The sequence below is a fragment of the Pseudoxanthomonas broegbernensis genome (assembly GCF_014202435.1).
In the GTDB taxonomy this organism is placed as follows: Bacteria; Pseudomonadota; Gammaproteobacteria; order Xanthomonadales; family Xanthomonadaceae; genus Pseudoxanthomonas; species Pseudoxanthomonas broegbernensis.
In genome coordinates this window covers 213,856-229,647 of sequence record NZ_JACHGU010000001.1, presented here as the reverse complement: position 1 = coordinate 229,647, position 15,792 = coordinate 213,856, and the positions used below count along the sequence as shown (strand labels likewise).

General features: G+C 72.6%; 10 protein-coding genes and 1 pseudogene. 1 reads left to right on the top strand and 10 read right to left on the bottom strand.

Annotated features, from left to right (window positions below; genetic code table 11):
• Positions 1–2: 2 nt before the first annotated feature.
• From bcsB to xerD, 10 genes and pseudogenes are all read right to left on the bottom strand, one after another.
• A pseudogene (gene bcsB, locus HNR76_RS01010) lies at positions 3–2,283 on the bottom strand (cellulose biosynthesis cyclic di-GMP-binding regulatory protein BcsB).
• A gap of 44 nt (positions 2,284–2,327) precedes the next feature.
• Positions 2,328–4,475: a UDP-forming cellulose synthase catalytic subunit gene (bcsA, locus tag HNR76_RS01005; RefSeq protein ID WP_162310689.1), complete on the bottom strand. Its 2,148-nt coding sequence runs from the start codon at positions 4,473–4,475 to the stop codon at positions 2,328–2,330.
• Between the two features lie 105 nt (positions 4,476–4,580).
• Positions 4,581–4,976, bottom strand: a complete 396-nt coding sequence (locus HNR76_RS01000; protein WP_183982045.1) for a hypothetical protein — start codon at positions 4,974–4,976, stop codon at positions 4,581–4,583.
• A gap of 13 nt (positions 4,977–4,989) precedes the next feature.
• The gene (gene bcsD / locus HNR76_RS00995; protein ID WP_162310691.1) at positions 4,990–5,448 is read right to left on the bottom strand and encodes a cellulose biosynthesis protein BcsD; all 459 of its coding nucleotides are present in this window, start codon (positions 5,446–5,448) and stop codon (positions 4,990–4,992) included.
• A gap of 163 nt (positions 5,449–5,611) precedes the next feature.
• On the bottom strand, positions 5,612–6,832 hold the full coding sequence (gene pncB, locus HNR76_RS00990; RefSeq protein WP_162310692.1) for a nicotinate phosphoribosyltransferase: 1,221 nt from the start codon (positions 6,830–6,832) through the stop codon (positions 5,612–5,614).
• Positions 6,833–6,854: 22 nt separating this feature from the next.
• Positions 6,855–7,721 (bottom strand): glycosyltransferase family 2 protein, encoded by an 867-nt coding sequence (locus HNR76_RS00985; protein ID WP_162310693.1) that lies wholly within the window; start codon positions 7,719–7,721, stop codon positions 6,855–6,857.
• Positions 7,718–8,572, bottom strand: a complete 855-nt coding sequence (locus HNR76_RS00980) for a glycosyltransferase (RefSeq protein ID WP_162310694.1) — start codon at positions 8,570–8,572, stop codon at positions 7,718–7,720. The genes HNR76_RS00985 and HNR76_RS00980 overlap by 4 nt, the downstream gene beginning before the upstream one ends.
• 538 nt (positions 8,573–9,110) lie before the next feature.
• Positions 9,111–13,094: a phosphoribosylformylglycinamidine synthase gene (purL, locus tag HNR76_RS00975; protein WP_162310695.1), complete on the bottom strand. Its 3,984-nt coding sequence runs from the start codon at positions 13,092–13,094 to the stop codon at positions 9,111–9,113.
• Positions 13,095–13,174: 80 nt separating this feature from the next.
• A complete protein-coding gene (locus HNR76_RS00970; protein ID WP_162310696.1) occupies positions 13,175–13,960 on the bottom strand; it encodes a thioredoxin fold domain-containing protein in 786 nt (261 codons plus the stop codon).
• A gap of 251 nt (positions 13,961–14,211) precedes the next feature.
• Positions 14,212–15,192 carry a site-specific tyrosine recombinase XerD gene (xerD, locus tag HNR76_RS00965; protein ID WP_162310697.1) on the bottom strand — a complete coding sequence of 327 codons (981 nt, stop codon included), beginning with the start codon at positions 15,190–15,192 and terminating at the stop codon, positions 14,212–14,214.
• Positions 15,193–15,234: 42 nt separating this feature from the next.
• On the opposite strand from xerD, the gene HNR76_RS00960 reads away from it, so the two are divergent.
• Entirely contained in the window at positions 15,235–15,732 is a 498-nt protein-coding gene (locus HNR76_RS00960) for an RDD family protein (RefSeq protein WP_162310698.1), read from the top strand.
• Positions 15,733–15,792: the final 60 nt, after the last annotated feature.

The following is a 15,792-nucleotide window of genomic DNA, read 5'->3' as shown; positions in this document are numbered from 1 at the left end:
GGTCAGCCGCCGGCCTTCAGCCGCGCCGCCGCACGGCGGCGCAGCAGCCAGCGCGCGACCAGCGCCAGCAACAGGCACACCCCGCCCACCAGCCCCCCCCAGCCACACCGGGTTGTGCCCGAAGAACCAGCGCATCGCGGTCAGCGGCGGCAGGTGGCCGACGTAGTAGGTCTGGTTGCCGGCCAGGCTCAACACCTTCTCCTTCTGCAGCAACACCACGCTGCCCTGGAAGTCGCGCAGGCGGTCCGGATCGAACCAGGCCTCGAACAGGCGCCCGACCTGGGCCGGGTCGTCGGCCATCAGCGCGACCACGCTGCGCCCGTCGCGCAGCGGCGACTGGAAGCCCATCAGTACCACATCGCCCTCGTCCGGCTTCACCGCCACGTCGGCGGTGGTCGGCAGGTCGGTGCGGCGCGCATCGGGCGACAGGAAGTCCGGCAGCCTGGCGTGGACCCAGTCCGACAGGCTGAAGCGGCGCGCGCCGCCGGCATCGCCGACCGGCAGGTGCCCGGCCCACTTCTCGAACAGCGGCTGCGAGCGCCGCGAGCCCAGCACCAGCAGGTCGTGGTCGGCGTACTCGTCCACCTGCCGCGCCAGGATCACGCGGTTGCGCAGGGCCGGGAGGCCGGTCGAGGCGCCGAGGCGGCCGAGCAGGGTCAGCGCGTTGCTCACGTCGTCGGCGCTGGCGTTGTCCGGCATCACCAGCGCGCTCTCCGACAGGTCGGCCATGCGCGTGAACGGGAAGCCGGCGTTGCCGAAGGCGGCCAGGTTGGGCATCGCCATGTAGTGGTGGAAGCCGCTGAGGTCGATGCTGGAGTCGCCGTCGATCGCGGCCGACACGTCCGGGAACGTGTTCTTGCACGCTTCCGCCTGGGGCCGGTCGAAGAAGAAGTGGAAGCGCAACTGGCTGTTGGCCGAGAATGGGCCGGTAGGCAGCTTCAGCGCCTGCCGGACCGGCATCGGTCCCCGCGGCCGCAGGTCGTGCCACATCTGCGCCGGCACCGACTGCGCGAACGTGCGCCCATTCAGCGGCAGGGTGGTGACGAAGGCGTCGTTGATGCTGATGTTCAGCGCCGACTTGTCCGCGCCCTCGGGCAGCGTGTAGCGGTAGTTGAGCTGCAGCGGGATGCCGTCGCGGCGCCAGACGAACAGGTCCGGCGGCAACTGCAGGCCGATCCGGATCAGGTCCGGGTGGTAGCCGGCCACGTTCAGCTCGCTGCCGTGCTGGACCAGTTCGGAGAAGCGCACCGGCCGGTCGTCCGGGATCCAGTTGGGCGCGTCGTAGGGCACGCGCGGCGCGGCATCCTGGAAGTCGGCGATCCTGGCCACCTCGCCGGTCAGCGGCATGCCCAGGGCCAGCGCGCTGGCCGCGATGCGCAGTTCCTCGTCGTCGCGGCCCAGCACCAGCAGCAGCTTGCCGTCCGCGTCCTGCGGGTTGGCCATCACCGCCACGGTGGGGCCGGCGATCTCCGGCAGGGCCAGGCCGGCCGGCGGGTTGCGCGGAGTGGCCACCACCACCGCGTTGCCTTCCAGCGGCAGGGTGTCGATCGCCACCGGGAACTGCGCGCCGCGATAGCCGGCACGCGCGCCGAACCACGAGGAGACGATGCCCGCCGCCTGCAGCGAACCGCTGCCCGGCTGCCCCGCGAACACGAACGGCAGCACCAGCCGGCCGGTGTCGCGCGCGTCGAAGAACGGCACCGGCAGCAGCGACAGGTCGTTGTTCAGGCGCAGCGGCGTCCAGCCCAGCTCCAGGTAGCTGGCGCTGTCGATGTTGGCCCACAGGCTGCTGTGGTCCGGGTCCTCGCAATCGCGGGTGTAGTGGCCGATCAACTGCAGGTTGATCCGGTTGTAGTCGACGATCAGGCGCGGGTCGACCTGGATGTCGCGCTCGAGCTGGCGGCCGGCATCCTCCAGCGGCACCGGCACGGTGGCCACGGTGACGTCGTTGACGGTCACGCGCAGGTGCGACAGGTCGGGCAGCAGCGCCGGCGAGTAGCTGTACTTCAGGTGCAGCACCGCGCGGTCGACCACCTGGTCGTTGCGCACCGAGAACGGCACCCCGGCCGTGCCCTGGACGCCACGCAGGGTGATCTCGTAGTCGATGCCCAGTTGCTTGAGCGTGGAGCGCCCCTGGCGGCTGGACACCGGCGGCGCGACGGGCGCGGCCAGCGCCGCGGCATCGGCCGCACCGGCCGTTGCCGCGGGCGCGACCGGTGCCTGCGCATGCGCCAGGCCGAACAGGAGGGTGAGGACGAAGGCAGCCGGAGCTTGGAGGCGCATGCTGAAACCGGGCGATGGAGGGGAAGGAAGGTGCGGGCGGGCGGTCATGCCGAATCCCCGCGCGGCTGGGCACGGAAACCCTGCCTGCCGCTGGACACGATGTGCCGGCCCAGGCGCTGGAAGCCGCGCGCGCTGGCCTTGAGCACGCCGCCGAGCGAACCGAGCAGGCTGTCGCGGTCGTGGCGGCCCCACAGCGAGACCCACAGGTCGGCGCGGGCGAAGGTCGAGGCGACCAGCCAGCGTTCCTGCTCCAGGCTCATCGCGCCGAACTCGATGCTCAGGCCGCGCTCGTCGCGGTCCTGGCGCACCACCGCCGGCAGGTGCTGGCTGCGGCCGCGGTTCATCAGTTCGATCTCCACCGCGCTGCCCGGCTCGACCGGGCGCGGCTCGTCCAACTGCAACGCCATGCCGCCGCTGGAGAAATCCAGGGTCTTGCACGGCAGCGCCCGGCCGTCGGCCAGGTGCAGCACCGCCGGCATCTGCAGCGGCACCCGGTGCGCGCGGCGGATCTGCCGCTCCTCGCTGGAGGTGGCGATGGTCGCGCCGAGCATGAGCACGTTGTAGAGGGTCCAGCCCAGGTTGAGCCAGATGGTCTGGATCTCGCCGCTGGAATCGCTGGCCAGCAGCCTGATCGCACCGGCGGCCACGCCGGCCAGGTTGAGCACCAGCAGGAACAGGTAGGGCTTGGCGATCTGCGCGTCGAAGTAGGACCGCTCGACCAGGCCGCCCTTGGCGGTGACGTTGAACTTGCCCAGCTTCGGGTTGATCACCGCCATCAGCGTGGGCCGCAGGATGTACCAGGCCAGGGTGGTCTCGTAGACCTCGTTCCACAGCAGGTGGCGGTGCTTGCCCTGCACCCGCAGGTTGGTCAGGCTGGCCTGGAGGATGTGCGGCAGCGCGTAGGCCAGGATCATCAGCGCCGAGGCGTGGATCACGTGCGCGCCGAAGAACAGGAAGGCCAGCGGCGCGGTCAGGAAGATGATGCGCGGCAGGCCGTAGAAGAAGTGCATCATCGCGTTGGTGTAGCACAGCCGCTGCACCAGGCTCAGGCCCTTGCCCAGCATCGGGTTGTCGACCCGGAAGATCTGGGCCATGCCGCGCGCCCAGCGGATGCGCTGGCCCACGTGCGCCGACAGGCTCTCGGTGGCCAGGCCGGCGGCCTGCGGGATCGGGATGTAGGCGCTGCGGTAGCCGGCGCGGTGCAGCCGCAGCGCGGTATGGGCATCCTCGGTCACCGTCTCCACGGCCACCCCGCCCACCTCCTCCAGCGGGCCGCGCCGGATCACCGCGCAGGAGCCGCAGAAGAAGGTCGCGTTCCAGGCGTCGTTGCCGTCCTGCAGCAGGCCGTAGAACAGCTCGCCCTCGTTGGGCACCTTGCCGAAGGTGCCCAGGTTGCGCTCGAACGGGTCGGGCGAGAAGAAGTAGTGCGGGGTCTGCACCACCGCCATCCTCGGGTCGCGCACCAGCCAGCCCATCGACACCTGCAGGAACGAGCGCGCCGGCATGTGGTCGCAGTCGAAGATGGCGACGAACTCGCCGGAGGTCTTCTTCAGCGCCGCGTTGATGTTGCCGGCCTTGGCGTGGCTGTTGTTGGTGCGGGTGAGGTAGTGGACGCCCACCGCCTCGCAGAATTCGCGGAACTCCTCGCGGCGCCCGTCGTCGAGCAGGTAGATGTTGAGCTTGTCCTCCGGCCAGTCCAGCACCGTGGCCGCCAGCACGGTGTTGCGCACCACCGACAGCGGCTCGTTGAAGGTGGGGATGAACACGTCCACCGTGGGCCACAGCGACCGGTCCTCCGGCAACGGCACCGGCTTGCGGTTCAGCGGCCAGGCCACCTGGAAGTAGCCCAGGATCAGGATCATGAAGGCGTACAGCTCGGCCGCCACCAGGCCGAAGCCCAGGGTCAGGTCGACGAAGCTGCTCACGCCCAGGGTCTGGGTCAGGCGCCACCATATGTAGCGCGCCGACATCGCCAGCGACAGGCCCATCAGCACCAGCACCACCAGCCGGCTCCGGCGGTTGCGCAGGGCCAGCGCGATCGCGAACACCACCGCGGAAAACGCGAACTGCTGCCACGCGTCCAGCGGCACGGTGACCACGAACGCCAGGGCCAGCAGCCCCACGATCCACAGGAACGCCGTCGCGATCGTGGCCAGCAGGTCACCCTCGCGCGGGGCCGGTCGCAGTTCCATCAATTCTCCTCCGCCGGACCCTTCCGTTCGTGGCGGGTCCGGTCGCAATTCGTGCATGTGGAGCCGCCCATCCCCACGTCCCGGGGACAGGCCGGCAACGGTGGATCAGGGGAAACGCATCCGCCGCAGCGGGCTTTCCTCGCGCTCGGGGGATGCCGGGCCGCCCTCGGCCAGGCGCTGGAACAGCCGTTCCAGCGAACTCTTGGCCGCCCCCTGGGCGGCCGCGTCCCTGCCCGGCTCGGCCTGGACTACACCGGGCGGGACCGCCGACACCGGCCTGGGCGCCTCGGCGGCGGCCGGCACGGGGGCCGGCACGACGGGCGCCGGCCGCGCCGCCGCCGGGCCCGGCACCGCCGCGATGGGCGCGTCCTCCAGCCGGGCGGAGAAATCGTGGTACCCCCCATCGCCCACGCGCGCGCCCAGGCGGGCGAACAGGTCGGCGACGTCGTCGTCGCAGGCGGTCGCGGCGGGGGAAGGGGCGGAGGGCTTGGGTCGGCTCATGGCGGGCATCGGGTCATGGCGCGCGGGAAAGAAGGAACGTGGCCACGTCCTGGGACTCGGCCGCGCCGGCGCGCACGTCCAGGCCGGGGGACATGCCCGCGTCCCGGAACCATTGGCGGTAGACGCCCTCAAGGAAGCCGGCGACGAACGCGGACGGGCCGCCCATCGCCGCGGCCAGCGGCGAGGCGCCGTGGCGGATGAGCACGCGGTCGTGCTGCTCCTCGAAGGTGGCGTATCCCCAGTCCAGCGCCGCCCATGCCGCGTTGGCCGCACCCTGCAGCGCATCCAGGCTGGCGACGCCGGGCAGCGGGTGGGCCAGGGCGAAGCGCGTCCCGATCCTGGCCATCAGGCGCAGCCGATCGGCCTCCTCCAGCGCCAGTTCGAATTCCTCGCCCAATGCACGCACGAAGCCTCGCCACTGGAGGCTGCAGGCCTGGGATCGGTAGTAGTCGAGCGGTCCGGGGGCGTTCATCGGGGGGAAAAGCAGGATCGATACGCAGGGGGAAATCAGGTACGGAGCGGATCGAGCAAGAAGGATGCCAATCCGCAGGCGCATCAAAAATATGTGAAACAGGTCTCAAAATCCAGTCCGGCACGCCCTCACGCTGAACGGCGTCGGGAAGTGACGCGGGGCGTCAGGCGATTACGCCACCCGCCCCGGCCGGGCCCGGAGCCGGGGCCGGCACCTCGAACACCTGGCGCAGGTAGGCCAGGTAGCCGGCATCGTCGACCATGGTCTTGCCGGGCGTGTCGCTGAGCTTGGCCACCGGCTGGCCGTTGCAGCGGACCATCTTCAGCACGATCTGCAGCGGCGGCCGGCCCAGATCGTTGGTCAGGTGGGTACCCACCCCGAACGACATCCGGCAGCGGCCCCGGAAGTGCGCGTGCAGCGCCATCACCCGCTCCACGTCCAGGCCGTCGCTGAACACCAGGGTCTTGGTCCGCGGGTCGATCCGGTGCGCCCGCAGGTGGGCGATGATGCGCTCGCCCCACTCCACCGGGTCGCCCGAATCGTGGCGCATGCCGTCGAACAGCTTGCAGAAGTACAGGTCGAAGTCGCGCAGGAACGCCTCCAGCCCGATCACGTCGGTCAGCGCCACGCCCAGGTCGCCGCGGTATTCGCGCGCCCAGGCGTCGAAGGCCGCCGCCTGCGAGTCGCGCAGCCGCGGCCCCAGCGCCTGGAATGCCTGGAGCCACTCGTGCGCCATCGTGCCCTGCGGCACCAGCCCGTGCTTCCTGGCGAAGTGCACGTTCGAGGTGCCCGCGAAGCGCTCGCCCAGTTCCGCGCGCAGGTGCGGCAGCAGTTCGCCGTGCCAGGCGCGGGAATACCGCCTGCGGGTGCCGAAGTCGGTGATCGCGCAGTCCTGGAAGCCCACCGCATCGCGCAGCAGCGCGGTCTTGGCCCGCAGCCGGCGCAGGCCCTCGGTGCGGTCCGGCTCGCCGTATTCGCCGCGCATGTGGACCTCGCTGACGATCGCCAGCAACGGCACCTCGAACAGGATGGTGTGCAGCCACGGCCCGCGCAGGCGCAGCTCGATCCCTCCGTTCTCCGTGCCCGATCGGCGCAGCCGCACGTACTTTCGGTCGAAGTGGAACAGGCCCAGGAAATCGACGAAGTCCGGCTTGAGGAAGCGCAGGCCGCGCAGGTAGTCCAGTTCCTCCGGCCGCATGCGCAGCGCGCACAGCGCGTCGATCTGCGCCGAGATCGCCTCCAGGCGGCGGGCCAGGTCCACGCCGGGCGTGCGGCAGCGGAACAGGTACTCGACCTGTGCGCCGGGGTGCTGGTGCAGCACCGCCTGCATCATCGTGAACTTGTACAGGTCGGTATCGAGCAGCGAAGGGACGATCGTCTCCATGTGCGCCTCCGGGGAACGGGCCTCAGCGCGGCGGCAGGCGGCGCGGCAGGCCCGCCAGGAAGTGCGCCCAGATCGCGGCGAACACCGCCGCGCGCGTGGCCGGCCCGCGCCGCGCCGCCTCGAACTTGCCGAAGTAGCGCCACAGGCCGCGATGCTTGTGCCATTCCACGAACAGCGGCCGCGAGCGGCTGGACACGCCGCGCAGGTGCAGCACGGGGACATCGTTGGCCGCCGCGACCGCCGCGCCGGCCTGGCGCACGCGCCGGCACAGGTCCAGGTCCTCGGCATGCAGGCGATAGCCCTCGTCGAAGCCGCCGACCCGCTCGAACAATGCGCGCGGCACCAGCATCAGCGCGCCGGACACCGCGTCCACCGGCTGCAACGCGCGCGCGGCATCCATGGCCACGTCCAGCCGCGCACCGGCGGACGGCGTGCGCAGCATCGCCGCGAAGTCGGGGTCGCGGCGGCGCGCGGCACCGTCGCGGGTGCCGTCGGCACCGTGCAGGTCCGCGCCCAGCAGCGCCTCGCCGCCCAGTGCCAGGGCATGGGCGCGCAAGCGCTCCAGGGTATCGGGCCGGACCTGCAGGTCCGGATTGACGAAGGCCAGCCACGGCGCGTCGCTGTCGGCCGCGCCCTGGTTGCAGGCCACCGAGAAGCCGGGGTTGTCCGGGTTGGCGATGAAGCGCAGGCGCGCATCGGCCAGCGCATGGCGCTGCAGGATCTCCAGGGTGCCGTCGTCCGATCCGTTGTCGACGATGCGGATCTGGGCCACCGCGCGCGCGGCGCGCAACCGCAGCAGGCATTCGTCCAGGGTCGAAGCGCTGCGGTAGCTGACCACCACCGCGGCGATACCTTGCCCGTGCCCCTGTCCGTGCGCCCGCGCGCTCATCGCACAGGCTCCGCGGCCGGCGCATCGAACAGGTCGTCCTGCGGGCTCTGCCGCAGTTGGCCGTGCAGCGCCTGCAGGCGCTCGCGCATGCCGTGCAGCGGATCGCGCATCAGGAAGTCGGCCAGCCGGCGATGCCAGGCCGGCCAGCGCGCGGCCAGCACGTCCAGGTCGCCTTCGGCCATGCCGCCCTCGCCGCCACGCGCCACGAACGCGGTCTCGCACAGCGCGTTGCGCCAGCCCAGGCCGGACAGGCGCAGCGACAGGTCGAGCAGGGCCGCGTACCAGGAACCGAAGCTGGCCGTGTCCAGGCCGCCGGCGCGCAGGCGCGCGCTGCCGCGCAGGGCCACCGCGTGGGCGACCGCGGCCGGCAGTTCCGGGTGCTGCGGCGACATCGCCGCGCAGGCCTGCGCGGTCCACGCCGGATCGGCCGGCGGCGGCGCTATCTCGCCCAGGCGCGGCCAGCCCGCCACTTCGCCGGCGTTGCACCACGGCGTGGCGGTGGCGATGGACGGGTCGCGCGCCAGGCAGGCGGCCAGTTGCGCGAGCCAGCCCGGCAGCGGCTGCGCGTCGGCGGCCAGCACCACGACGTCGGCGCCGCCGCAGACCTGCAGCATCTCCTGCAGGTGCGCGGCTTCGCCGATCGGGCGCGGACGGCGCGTGTATTCCGCCCGCAGCCGGGTGCGCTGCAGCCAGCGCTCGGCGACCGCGACGCCGCGCGGCCCGGCCTGCGCATCGTCGGCCAGCCACACCGGCGTGCCCGCCGGCGTGGCCGCATCCAGCGCCGCCAGGCAGGCATCGAGCGCATCCTCGTCGGCACCGAGCGGCAGCAGCACGATGGGCAGGTCGCTCACGGGGGACGCGGATTCCTTCTGGTAACGGCGCAGACTTTAGCAGGGCCAAGGATCCCGGCCCCGGCCAGCGTCGCCATGCCTCGCGCACGAGGCGGGAACGCCGGCCCGGGGAGCGGACGGACTCCCCGAGCAAACGCACTGGCTCTGGACGGGGCCGCCGGCAAGACGGCTCCTACAGAGGGGCGTCTTCGCGTAGAGCAGAGCCCGCCCCAGGCTTTTGGAGCGGTGCGCGAAGAGCAGCGGGGCATGCCCCGCTCTACGCAAGCGCAAAGCCGCTGCCCCCTCCCCCCGCAAAGTAGTACGCGATCCCCAGCGCCTGGAAGCAGTACCGAACCCACAGCGCGCAGAGCCGCGGCAGGCCCCCAAAGCTTCCGCTCCTGTCGTTGGCCTTTGCTCCAGCCTCCGCGATTGCGGTTGCGGTTGCCGATCGGCATCGACGATCGGGCCGCCGGTGCGCAAAAAGGAAGCGGCGCCCTCGCGGGCGCCGCCGGTCATCGCTTCATGGGAATCATGGGGAACCCGCTGTTCCGCCGAAGCGTCAGCCCACCCAGACCCGCGCATTGCGGAACATCCGCATCCACGGCGAATCCTCGCCCCACCCGGCCGGGTGCCAGCTCAGGTTGACGCTGCGTACCACCCGCTCCGGGTGCGGCATCAGGATCGTGACCCGGCCGTCCTCGCTGGACAGGCCGGTGATGCCGTCCGGCGATCCGTTCGGGTTGAGCGGATAGGTCGTGGCCACGTGGCCGTCGCCGTCGACGTAGCGCAGCGCCACCCGCGCGGCGGCCTGGTCGACCGCGCTGTCGAACTCCGCCCGGCCCTCACCGTGCGCCACCGCCACCGGGATGCGCGAACCGGCCATCCCGCGCAGCAGGATCGACGGCGATTCCACCACCTCCAGCAAGCTGGTGCGCGCCTCGAACTGCTCGCTGCGGTTGCGCAGGAACCTGGGCCAGTGCTGCGCGCCGGGGATGATGTCCTTGAGCTGGCTCAGCATCTGGCAGCCGTTGCACACGCCCAGCGCGAAGGTGTCGGTACGGGCGAAGAACGCGGCGAATGCCTCGCGCAGTTCCGGGCGCTCCAGGATCGAGGTGGCCCAGCCGCGGCCGGCGCCGAGCACGTCGCCGTAGCTGAAGCCGCCGCAGGCCGCCAGGCCGGCGAAGCCGTCCAGCGCGATGCGCCCGGCGATCAGGTCGCTCATGTGCACGTCGATGGGCGCAAACCCGGCGCGATCGAACGCGCGCGCCATCTCGATCTGGCCGTTGACGCCCTGCTCGCGCAGGATCGCGACCCGGGGACGCGCGCCGGCGCCGATGAAGGGCGCGGCCACGTCCTCGGCCGGGTCGAAGCCCAGCTTCGGCTTCAGCCCCGGCGCGGCGAAGTCGCGCGCCGTCGCGCGCTCCTCGTCGGCGCTGTCCGGGTTGTCGCGCAGCTTCTGCATGGCGTGGGTCACCGACCACCACGCGTCGAACAATTCCTCCCAGTGCCATTCGACCAGCAGCTCGCCGTCCAGGCGCACGCGCACCCGCGGCACCGCGCCCGGACGGGCGATGCGCTGCGTGCACTCGATCAGCGCATGGCGCTCGACCAGGTCGGCGAACGCCGCGCGGTCCTCGTCGGCCACCTGGACGATGGCGCCCAGTTCCTCGTTGAACAGGGTCCGGAACGGGTCCTCGCCCCAGGCGTCCAGGGTGATGTCCAGGCCGCGGCGCGAGGCGAAGGCCATCTCGCACAGCGCGGCGAAGGCGCCGCCGTCGCTGCGGTCGTGGTAGGCCAGCAACAGGCCGGCCTCGCGCGCGTCGCGGATGAGGGCGAAGAAGTTGCGCAGGCGCTCGGGATCGTCCAGGTCCGGCACCTCGCCGCCGAAGGCCGGCAGGTCGCCCTCGGCGTGGACCTGGGCCAGCACCGAGCCGCCCAGGCGCTGCTTGCCGCCGCCCAGGCCGATCAGCCACAGCTCGCTGTCGTCGTCCTGCGCCAGCATCGGGGTGAACTGCCCGCGCACGTCGGCCACCGGCGCGAACGCGGAGACGATCAGCGAGACGGGCGAAACGCTCTTGTGCGCCTGCCCCGCGTCCACCCACTGCGCCTGCATCGACAGCGAGTCCTTGCCCACCGGAATGCTCACCTCCAGCGCCGGGCACAGTTCCATGCCCACCGCGCGCACCGCGTCGTACAGCAGCGCGTCCTCGCCCGGGTGGCCGCAGGCGGCCATCCAGTTGGCGGACAGCTTGACCTGCTCCAGCGCCTCCACCGGCGCCGCGCACAGGTTGGTGATCGCCTCGCCCACCGCCATGCGCGCGGCGGCGGCGGCGTCGAGCAGCGCCAGCGGGGTGCGCTCGCCGATGGACATCGCCTCGCCGGCCGCGCCCTCGTAGTCGGCCAGGGTGATGGCGCAGTCGGCCAGCGGCAATTGCCAGGGGCCGATCATCTGCTCGCGTGCGGTCAGCCCGCCGACGCTGCGGTCGCCGATGGTGACCAGGAAGTTCTTGGACGCCACCGTGGGGTGGGCCAGCACGCGCAGGCCCGCCCGGTGCAGCGCCTGCCCGGGGCTCGACCCGGGATGCAGCGCCCCGGTGACCAGCGCCGGCCACGGCGCCGCCGGCGGGCGGGCGGTATCGCGGTGCATCTTGGGCGGCTTGCCGAACAGCACGTCCATCGGCAGGTCGATGGGGTGAGGATGGGCCGCTTGCGCGGCATTGCCGCGCGGCTCATCCGAACGCCCGGCGCGCTGCGCCGGGCCGGGGGCTCCGGGCGCGGCGCCGTAAACGCTCTCGACAGTCGCGCCATAACCCACGACCAGGCGTTCCTCCGCGGTGACCACGCCCACGGCCGCGAACGGGCAACGCTCGCGCGCGCAGATCGCGGCGAACTCGTCCAGGCGGCCGGCCGGCACGCCGAGCACGTAGCGTTCCTGCGATTCGTTGCACCACAGTTCCAGCGGCGACAGCGAGGGATCGTCGCTGGGCACCTTGCCCAGGTCGATCACCCCGCCCACGCCGGAGTCGTGCAGCAGCTCGGGAATGGCGTTGGACAGGCCGCCGGCGCCGACGTCGTGGAAGAAGTGGATCGGATTGGCCGGGCCCATCGCCACGCAGCGGTCGATGACCTCCTGCACGCGCCGCTCCATCTCCGGGTTTTCGCGCTGCACGCTGGCGAAGTCCAGGTCCTCGGCGCTCTCGCCGGAGGCCAGCGAACTGGCCGCGCCGCCGCCCAGGCCGATCAGCATCGCCGGGCCGCCGAGCACGATCACCGCATCGCCGGGCTGCAGCCGGATCTTCTCGACCTGGATCCGGTCGATCGCGCCCAGCCCGCCGGCCAGCATGATCGGCTTGTCGTAGGCGCGGGCCAGGTCCGCCCCTTCCGGCAGCTCGAAACTGCGGAAGTAGCCCAGCAGGTTGGGACGGCCGAACTCGTTGTTGAACGCCGCCCCGCCCAGCGGGCCGTCGAGCATGATCTCCAGCGCCGGGGCCATGCGCGGGTTGAGCGGGCGCTCGCCCTCCCAGGGCTGCGGCAGGGTGGGGATGCGCAGGTGCGAGACGGTGAAGCCGGTCAGGCCGGCCTTGGGCTTGCCGCCGCGGCCGGTGGCGCCCTCGTCGCGGATTTCCCCGCCCGCGCCGGTGGCCGCGCCCGGGAACGGGGAGATCGCGGTCGGGTGGTTGTGGGTCTCGACCTTGATCTGGAACGCGGACGGCACCGCGGCCTCGGCGCGGTACTGGCCGCTGGCCGGGTCGGGCCGGTAGCGCGAGGCGACATGGCCGCCGATCACCGCGGCGTTGTCGCTGTACGCACTCAACGTGTGCTGCGGCGTCTTCTGGTGGGTGTGCTTGATCATCCGGAACAGCGAGCGCTCCTGCGCCTGCCCGTCGATGGTCCAGCTTGCGTTGAAGATCTTGTGCCGGCAGTGCTCCGAGTTCGCCTGGGCGAACATCATCAGCTCCACGTCCGACGGGTCGCGGCCCAGCTCGGCGTAGCGTTCGCGCAGGTAGTCGATCTCGTCCTGCGCCAGGGCCAGGCCCAGGCGCGCGTTGGCCGCCTCCAGCCCATCCAGCGCGATGCGCTCCAGCCGGCCGCGCGGCGGGGTGGCGAACAGCGCCTGCGCGCCCTCGCGGGCGTCCAGCAGCGACTGGGTCATCGGGTCGTGCAGCAGCCGGCCCACCGCCGCCTGCGCGGCCGCGTCCCGCGGCCAGCCGGCCAGGTCCAGGCGCAGGCCGCGCTCCACCCGCGCCACGTCCAGGCCCGCGCCGCGCAGCAGCTCGGTGGCCTTGCTCGACCACGGCGAGCGCGTGCCCAGGCGCGGCACCACGTAGCGCGACAGCGCGCCCTCGGCGCGCGGGGCCGGGGCGTCGCCGGCCTGGAGGATGCGGTGCAGGGCCGCCGGATCGGCGGCCACCTCGCCCGGCTGGACGAAATAGACGTGCCAGGCGCCTTCGATGCGCAGGCCGGGGGCCAGGGACTGCAGGCGGGTCTGGAGCCGTTGCCTGCGGAACGGCGAAAGGGCGGCGGCGCCCTCAAGGACGATCATGTCCGGCCAAGTGGCAGCGAAAGGCCCGCCATTGTACCGGAGCCGGGACGGCACGGCCGGCGTGCCGCCCGGCCCGGGGTTCAGCGCGCGCCGCCGGCCTCGGCCGACATCCGCTCCAGCGCCTGGATCATCTGCTGCGGCGGCATGTAGCCCCCCAACTGGCTGCCGTCCTGGGCGAACACCGCGGGCGTGCCGGTCACCCCGATGCGCTGTCCCAGGGCGTAGTGCATCGCCACCGGGCTGGTGCATTGCTTGCCCGGCACGCGGGTGCCGGCCTTGGCCTGGGTGAGGGCGCGCTTGCGGTCGGCCGAGCACCAGACCGAGACCATGTCGCGGAAATCGTCGCTGCCCATGCCCATGCGCGGGAACGCCAGGTACTCCACGGCGATGCCGAGCCGGTTGTACTCGGCGATCTCCTGGTGCATGCGCCGGCAATAGCCGCACTCCACGTCGGTGAACACGCTGATCGTGTACTTCGGGTTGGGCGGCGAGAACACGATCCGCTCCTGCTCCGGCACGCCCTCCAGCGCCTGGCGGCGGAACGCCATCAGCCCGGGGCTGGCGGCCGGCCGCCGGGCCTGGATGTCGAACGGCTGCGACTGCATGAGGAAGCGGCCGTCGTCGGAGACGTACAGGACCTGGCCGCTGAGCAGCACCTCGCGGAAGCCGGCGAACGGCGCGTCGCCGATGTAGTCCGGCTGCGCCCCCGGCACCAGTTGCGCCAGGGCCTGGCGGGCATGCTGTTCGGCGCTGCCGGCGGCCGCGGGCTTGGCGGCGGGCGAGGCGCCACCGGCCGGCGGGGCGGGCTGCGCGCAGGCGCCCAGGCTGAACGCGCCCAGGAGCGCGGTGGCAAGAATTCGATACATGCGGCGGACCGTGGCGGGGAGAGAATGGCGCGAGTTTCGCATACCGCCGCACAACGGGACCCTGCCGCACGGCATGCGGATGCGGCAAGGCCGCCGCGGACCCGGCCGTTGCAGGAGCCGGGTTCAGCCGGCGGCGGAGCCAGCCCGGCCCCCGGGTTTTCCCTGGCCGGGGAACGTGCCGCCGACCGAAGTCGGCTCCGGCAGGCCCCGGCCCGGGCGTCCTCCCGGATGGCGGCATGCCGGCATCCGGCTCACCCCCTCGGGTGGTGCCGGGCGTGGAGGCGCTGCAGGTGCTGGCGGGCGACCAGGGTGTAGATCTGGGTGGTCGACAGGCTGGCGTGGCCCAGCAGCAACTGCAGCACGCGCAGGTCGGCGCCGCGATTGAGCAGGTGGGTGGCGAAGCTGTGGCGCAGGCCATGCGGGGTGGCCGTGCGCGGGTCGATGCCGGCCGCGGCGGCATGGCGCTTGATCGATTGCCAGTAGGCCTGGCGGGTGGGCGCGCGGCGCGCGGATGTCAGGAACAGCGGCACGTTGCCGGCGGCGTCGGCCGGCACCGGCTTGCCGCCGGCCAGCCGCGGACGCGCCTGGGCCAGGTAGCGCTCCAGCCAGTCCTGCGACTCCTCGCCCAGCGGCACCAGCCGCTCCTTGCCGCCCTTGCCCAGCACCCGGACCACGCCCTGGCGCAGGTTCACGGCGTTGGCCGGCAGGCCCACCAGTTCGCTCACGCGCAGGCCGGCCGCATACATCAGTTCCAGCATCGCGCGGTCGCGCAGGCCTTCCGGGGTATCGACGTCGGGGGCGGCCAGCAATGCCTCGACCTGCGACTCGGTCAGCGCCTTGGGCAGGGAACGCGGCAGCCGTGGCGGGTCGAGCAGCGCGGCCGGGTCGTCGGCGCGCACGCCCAGCCGCACCAGGTGGGCATAGAACGCGCGCAGGCTGGCCCGCAGGCGGGCATTGCTGCGCGGCTGGTAGCCGTGCGCATGGCGCCAGGCCAGGTAGTCGAACAAGGTGGCGCGGTCGGCGCCCTCCAGCCCGCCCCCGGCGCCGTCGCGCCAGCGCGCGAACTGCTCGAGGTCGCGGCGATAGGCATCCTGGCTCTGGCGGGCCAGGCCATGCTCGGCCCAGGCGGCCTCCACGAAGCGGCCGATGGCGCGCGCATCGGCCTCGCGCAGCGGCGGCAGGCCGTGCGCAAGGCGGCGGCGATCGGCGGCGGTACCCGGAACGGAAGCCATGTGCGACAGGATAGCCGCCGGCTCCCGCTATCCTGTGCCGCCATGGACCCCGCCCCCGCCACCGACCTGCCGCCCGCACCGGCACCCGCCTCCGCCCGGCCCCGCACGCTGGTGCCCTGGCGCCTGCTCGCCCTGTTCTACGACCTGTGGCCGGTGCTGGCGCTGTGGATGGTCGCCGCGGTGCCGTTCGTGCTGCTGGACATCGCCCTGCACGACGGCGATACCCGCCACAACATCGCGCCCTACAGCGTGCTGGGGTGGCTGCTGTGGCTGGCCTGCTGGGGGGTGACCGGACTGTACGCGACGGCCAGTTGGCGCCGCGGCGGCCAGACCCTGGGCATGCGCCCCTGGCGGCTGCGGCTGCAGGCGGCCGACGGCACGCCGCCTACCCGGCGACGGCTGTGGCTGCGCTATGCGGTCGGCAGCCTGTCGCTGCTGGCCGGCGGGCTGGGCTTCTGGTGGGCCTGGCTCGACCGCGACCGCCTGGCCTGGCACGACCGCGCCAGCGCGACCCGGCTGGTACGGCTGCCGAAGGCCTGATGGCGGGCCCAGGCTCCTGGTTGGGGGCCAACTTCAGCCGGCTGACCGCCATTGCACGGC

Excerpts from the sequence above, each read along its gene's own strand:
- bcsA (WP_162310689.1), bottom strand. The coding sequence starts at position 4,475 with ATGGAACTGCGACCGGCCCCGCGCGAGGGTGACCTGCTGGCCACGATC.
- HNR76_RS01000 (WP_183982045.1), bottom strand. The coding sequence starts at position 4,976 with ATGAGCCGACCCAAGCCCTCCGCCCCTTCCCCCGCCGCGACCGCCTGC.
- bcsD (WP_162310691.1), bottom strand. The coding sequence starts at position 5,448 with ATGAACGCCCCCGGACCGCTCGACTACTACCGATCCCAGGCCTGCAGC.
- pncB (WP_162310692.1), bottom strand. The coding sequence starts at position 6,832 with ATGGAGACGATCGTCCCTTCGCTGCTCGATACCGACCTGTACAAGTTC.
- HNR76_RS00985 (WP_162310693.1), bottom strand. The coding sequence starts at position 7,721 with ATGAGCGCGCGGGCGCACGGACAGGGGCACGGGCAAGGTATCGCCGCG.
- purL (WP_162310695.1), bottom strand. The coding sequence starts at position 13,094 with ATGATCGTCCTTGAGGGCGCCGCCGCCCTTTCGCCGTTCCGCAGGCAA.
- HNR76_RS00970 (WP_162310696.1), bottom strand. The coding sequence starts at position 13,960 with ATGTATCGAATTCTTGCCACCGCGCTCCTGGGCGCGTTCAGCCTGGGC.
- xerD (WP_162310697.1), bottom strand. The coding sequence starts at position 15,192 with ATGGCTTCCGTTCCGGGTACCGCCGCCGATCGCCGCCGCCTTGCGCAC.
- HNR76_RS00960 (WP_162310698.1), top strand. The coding sequence starts at position 15,235 with ATGGACCCCGCCCCCGCCACCGACCTGCCGCCCGCACCGGCACCCGCC.